The following is a 3,807-nucleotide window of genomic DNA, read 5'->3' as shown; positions in this document are numbered from 1 at the left end:
GCGGTACCGCGGGCATCGTCACCATCGAGGACATTCTCGAGCAGATCGTCGGCGACATCGAGGACGAGCACGACACCGACGAGGACGATGCCATCCGGACGCTGGACGACGGCCGCTACGCCATTCGCGCGCTGACCCCCATCGAGGATTTCAACGAGCGCTTCGACACCGACTTCTCCGACGACGAGTTCGATACCGTCGGGGGGCTGGTGATGCAGCAGTTCGGCCACCTGCCCGGGCGCGGCGAGCACACCACCCTCGGCGGCTGGCGCTTCGTCGTGCTCAACGCCGACAATCGGCGCATTCGCCTGCTCGAAGCCTACCGGGACGAAGATGAATCGCCCGGCACGGCGGATGTCGACTAGCCTCGCCCTTCATTTCACAGGATACCGCCATGGGAAGGATCTCCCCCTTTGCCCTGCAGCTGCTCGCCGCCCTGGTCGCGGGCGGCTTCCTCACCCTGACCACTTCGCCCTTCGAACTCTGGTGGCTGGGGCCGGTCGCCGTCGGTCTCGTCTTCGCCGGCCTGCAGCGCCTCACCCCCGCCCAGGCCGCGTTCAAGGGCTGGGTTTTCGGGGTGGCGCTGTTCGCCACCGGCGCTTCCTGGGTCTACGTCTCGATTCACGACTACGGCTACACGGGCGTGCCGCTGGCGCTTTTCCTGACCGGGCTGTTCGTCTGCGTGCTGGCGCTGTTCTACGCGCTGACCTTCTGGGCCTACCGCCGCTTCGCCGGGCCTCGCCTGGCCTTCGCCAGCTTCGCGGGCATCTGGGTGCTGGGCGAGGTGCTGCGCACCTATCTCTTCACCGGCTTTCCCTGGCTGCTGCTGGGCTCTGGCTACGTCGACGCGCCGCTGGCCGGCTGGGCGCCGCTGGGGGGCGTGTATCTGCTCTCGCTGCTGGTGGCGCTCAGCGGCACCCTCGGCGTCTACGTGCTGGCCCGACGCTTCTGGGCGGCGCTGCCGCTCGCCGCGATCTGGCTTTTCCCGCTGGCACTGCCCAGCGGCTGGACCACGCCGGTCGGCGAGCCGACGCGCGTGGCGCTGCTGCAGGGCAATCTTTCCCAGCTGATCAAGTGGACGCCGGAAGGCCAGCGCGCCGCCGCCAACATCTACAGCGACCTGACCCGCTCGGTCGCCGACGAGGCCGACCTGATCATCTGGCCGGAAACCGCGGTGCCGATGTTCGAGTACCAGGCGCGCCCGGTGCTCGAACGCATCCAGGCAACACTCTCGCCGGAGACGGCGCTCTTGACCGGCATCGTCCAGCTCGATGAAGAGAACCGCTACTTCAACAGCGTGATCGGCGTGGGCGACGTCGCCGGCAGCTACCAGAAGGAGCACCTGGTGCCCTTCGGCGAGTACCTGCCGCTGGAAAGCGTGCTGCGCGGAGCGATCGACTTCTTCGATCTTCCCATGTCGAGCTTCACCAAGGGCGACGCCGTCCAGGTACCGATGCAGGCGGGTGACCTGCGCATCGGCAACGCCATCTGCTACGAGATCATCTACCCGCAGCTGGTCGCCCGGCGTGCGCTGGAAAGCGACGTGATCGTCACGATCTCCAACGACACCTGGTTCGGCGCCTCCATCGGCCCGCACCAGCACCTGCAGATGGCTCGCCTGCGGGCGCTGGAGAACGGTCGTTTCGTGCTGCGCGCCACCAGCAACGGCATCACCGCGATCATCGATGCCCAGGGCGATATCGTCGCCCGTGCACCGCAGTTCGAGGCCACCGCCCTGCTGGGTGAATTCCAGGCCATGCAGGGGCAGACGCCCTTCACCCGCCTGGGCAGCCTCCCCGCCTGGCTGCTGGCGCTGCTGATGAGCGTGGCGGGCATCGTCGTCGGGCGCCGAACGCACAAGACGCTGCTTTGACGCCTTCCCCCGGTGCGGCATTTTGGCCCAAGCGGGCCGCTTGACTGCCCCCGGGGGCTTGGCATAATGGCGCCATGCTCACATCTCGCCCCTTCTTACTGCTGGTCGTCGCCCCGCTCGCCTTCACGGCGATCGTGGGCGCGGCCATCTTCGGCAACCAGGCGCTCTCCGCCGGCAAGGTCGACCAGGAGATTCGCGCGGCGATCGCCGCCGAACTCGGCACCGCCTCGACGGTCGAGCTCTCCCAGCTCCAGGAAATCCAGTACGGCTACGGTGTCTGCGGGCTCTACCGCACCGACGAGTCGGCCAACGGGCTCGCCTCGTTCTTCTACGACACCACCAACCGGCGGCTGGTACTGGACGTCAACTCGCGCGCCTATACCGCCAACTGCGGACTCTCCTCGGTCTGCTAGCGCCTCGCCGCTCATACCGCCGGACATGAAAAAAGCGCCTTCGATAGGCGCTTTTTTGCATCACTGCGAACCGAAAGACTCAGCCTTCCTCGATCACCTGGCGAAGGTCGGCGAGCACGTCCTGGTCGGAGTGCGGGTCGCGCACCAGAAAGCGCGGCTGGCCCTCGGCGTTGAAGGCGAACACGGCGCTTGAGTGGTTGACGATGTAATCGCCGCGCTCGTTGGGCTCCTCGAAGCTGTAGGCGATGCGGTAGCGATTGGTCAGCGCGTCGATCTCCTCCTTGTCGCCGGTCAGGCCGGTGAACGCGGGCCCGAAGGCGCCGGTGTAGCGCTTGAGCACCTCGGGGGTATCGCGCTCGGGGTCCACCGAGATCAACAGCATCTGCACGTCGTCACGTTCGGCCTCGGAGAGCTCGTTGAAGATCGAGGCGAAACGCGCCAGCGTCAGCGGGCAGACGTCCGGGCACTGGGTATAGCCGAAGTAGACCAGCGTGGTCTTGCCGCGGTAATCCTCCGCGCGGGCGGGCTCGCCGTCACCATCGGTCAACGCGAACTCGAGCGGCGGCATGATCTCCTCGATATCGGTGGTGCGAAACTCCTCGTCGGCACAGCCTGCCAGCAGGGCTGCGGCAACGAGTGGCCAAAGCATTCTTTTCATCATGCGAGACGTTCTCTGGATTCACTCGGGGGTTGGATCACAACGAAACCGGCGAGACTACCTCGAACGTGACGGGCAGCGGTTCGCCGTCGATATCGAGGGTCACCTCGACCTCGTCGCCTTCGGCCAGCGGCGCGAGCCGGCCCATGAACATCAGGTGGTGGCCGCGCGGCGCGAAGCTGAACGTTTCACCGGGGCCGATCTCGATGCTGTCGACGCCGTGCATGTGCGCCATGCCGTCGTGTTCACTGCTTTCGTGCATCTCGACCGCCTCGAACGCCTCGCTCTCGGCACCGGTCAGGGTGATGGGCGACGCCCCTTCGTTGACGATATCGAAATAGCCTGCCCCCGGGGTGGCGCCGGGCAGCAGGCTCAGACGCGCATTGGCGACGCGCAGGTCGCTTGCCTGGGCGCCGGCCGCGCCGGCGAGCACGAACGCTCCTGCCAGCGCCGTGCGACGGGCGTAATCGAAGGCTTTACGCATGGATGCTCTCCACTGATTCCAAAACGAATGGTCGGCGGCCCGGGCCGCCAGAATAGTCGGGGTTCGCTACCTTAGCGCTCTTTGAGCGAGCTGCCATCGCGCTGCGACAATTTGTCTAGCCGCACATCGCTTCAAAACCGCTCGGGCCGGGCTGCGGGGCGTGGTGCAATGGCTAGGACCCGGGCATCTCGCCGAGCACCTCGGGAATGCTCTGGCGCACGTAGCGCCCCGGTGCCGGCTCGATGACCCCGAGTGCGCCACTGCCCGGCACCCGCGCGTCCACCTGCTTGTGCGTATCCACGTAGCCGTTCTGGGTCATCCACGCCTGCCAGTGGGGCCACCAGGAGCCGTCGTGGTACTGGGCGCCCTCGAGCCACGC

General features: G+C 66.8%; 5 protein-coding genes and 1 pseudogene. 3 read left to right on the top strand and 3 right to left on the bottom strand.

Annotated features, from left to right (window positions below):
• From BIS11_RS12670 to BIS11_RS12660, 3 genes are all read left to right on the top strand, one after another.
• Positions 1 to 365, top strand: a 365-nt coding sequence (locus BIS11_RS12670; RefSeq protein WP_301286455.1) for a transporter associated domain-containing protein, incomplete at its 5' end; no start/stop codon positions are given.
• A gap of 29 nt (positions 366 to 394) precedes the next feature.
• Positions 395 to 1,873: an apolipoprotein N-acyltransferase gene (gene lnt / locus BIS11_RS12665; RefSeq protein WP_253420841.1), complete on the top strand. Its 1,479-nt coding sequence runs from the start codon at positions 395 to 397 to the stop codon at positions 1,871 to 1,873.
• Between the two features lie 74 nt (positions 1,874 to 1,947).
• On the top strand, positions 1,948 to 2,286 hold the full coding sequence (locus BIS11_RS12660) for a hypothetical protein (protein WP_253420844.1): 339 nt from the start codon (positions 1,948 to 1,950) through the stop codon (positions 2,284 to 2,286).
• Between the two features lie 79 nt (positions 2,287 to 2,365).
• Here the strand turns inward: BIS11_RS12660 and BIS11_RS12655 are convergent, their stop codons facing one another.
• The 3 genes and pseudogenes from BIS11_RS12655 to BIS11_RS12645 form a co-directional block, all read right to left on the bottom strand.
• Positions 2,366 to 2,935 (bottom strand): SCO family protein, encoded by a 570-nt coding sequence (locus tag BIS11_RS12655; RefSeq protein ID WP_253420847.1) that lies wholly within the window; start codon positions 2,933 to 2,935, stop codon positions 2,366 to 2,368.
• Between the two features lie 46 nt (positions 2,936 to 2,981).
• Positions 2,982 to 3,428: a copper chaperone PCu(A)C gene (locus tag BIS11_RS12650; protein WP_253420851.1), complete on the bottom strand. Its 447-nt coding sequence runs from the start codon at positions 3,426 to 3,428 to the stop codon at positions 2,982 to 2,984.
• A gap of 172 nt (positions 3,429 to 3,600) precedes the next feature.
• Positions 3,601 to 3,807: pseudogene (locus tag BIS11_RS12645) on the bottom strand (class I poly(R)-hydroxyalkanoic acid synthase); the annotation flags it as partial.

Origin of the sequence: Halomonas sp. 707D4 (genome assembly GCF_024158685.1) — a bacterium.
Taxonomy (GTDB): domain Bacteria; phylum Pseudomonadota; class Gammaproteobacteria; order Pseudomonadales; family Halomonadaceae; genus Vreelandella.
This window is presented reverse-complemented; position numbering and strand designations above follow the sequence as displayed.

Coding starts and splice junctions, on each gene's coding strand:
- BIS11_RS12650 (WP_253420851.1), bottom strand. CDS start 3,428: ATGCGTAAAGCCTTCGATTACGCCCGTCGCACGGCGCTGGCAGGAGCG.
- BIS11_RS12660 (WP_253420844.1), top strand. CDS start 1,948: ATGCTCACATCTCGCCCCTTCTTACTGCTGGTCGTCGCCCCGCTCGCC.
- lnt (WP_253420841.1), top strand. CDS start 395: ATGGGAAGGATCTCCCCCTTTGCCCTGCAGCTGCTCGCCGCCCTGGTC.
- BIS11_RS12655 (WP_253420847.1), bottom strand. CDS start 2,935: ATGCTTTGGCCACTCGTTGCCGCAGCCCTGCTGGCAGGCTGTGCCGAC.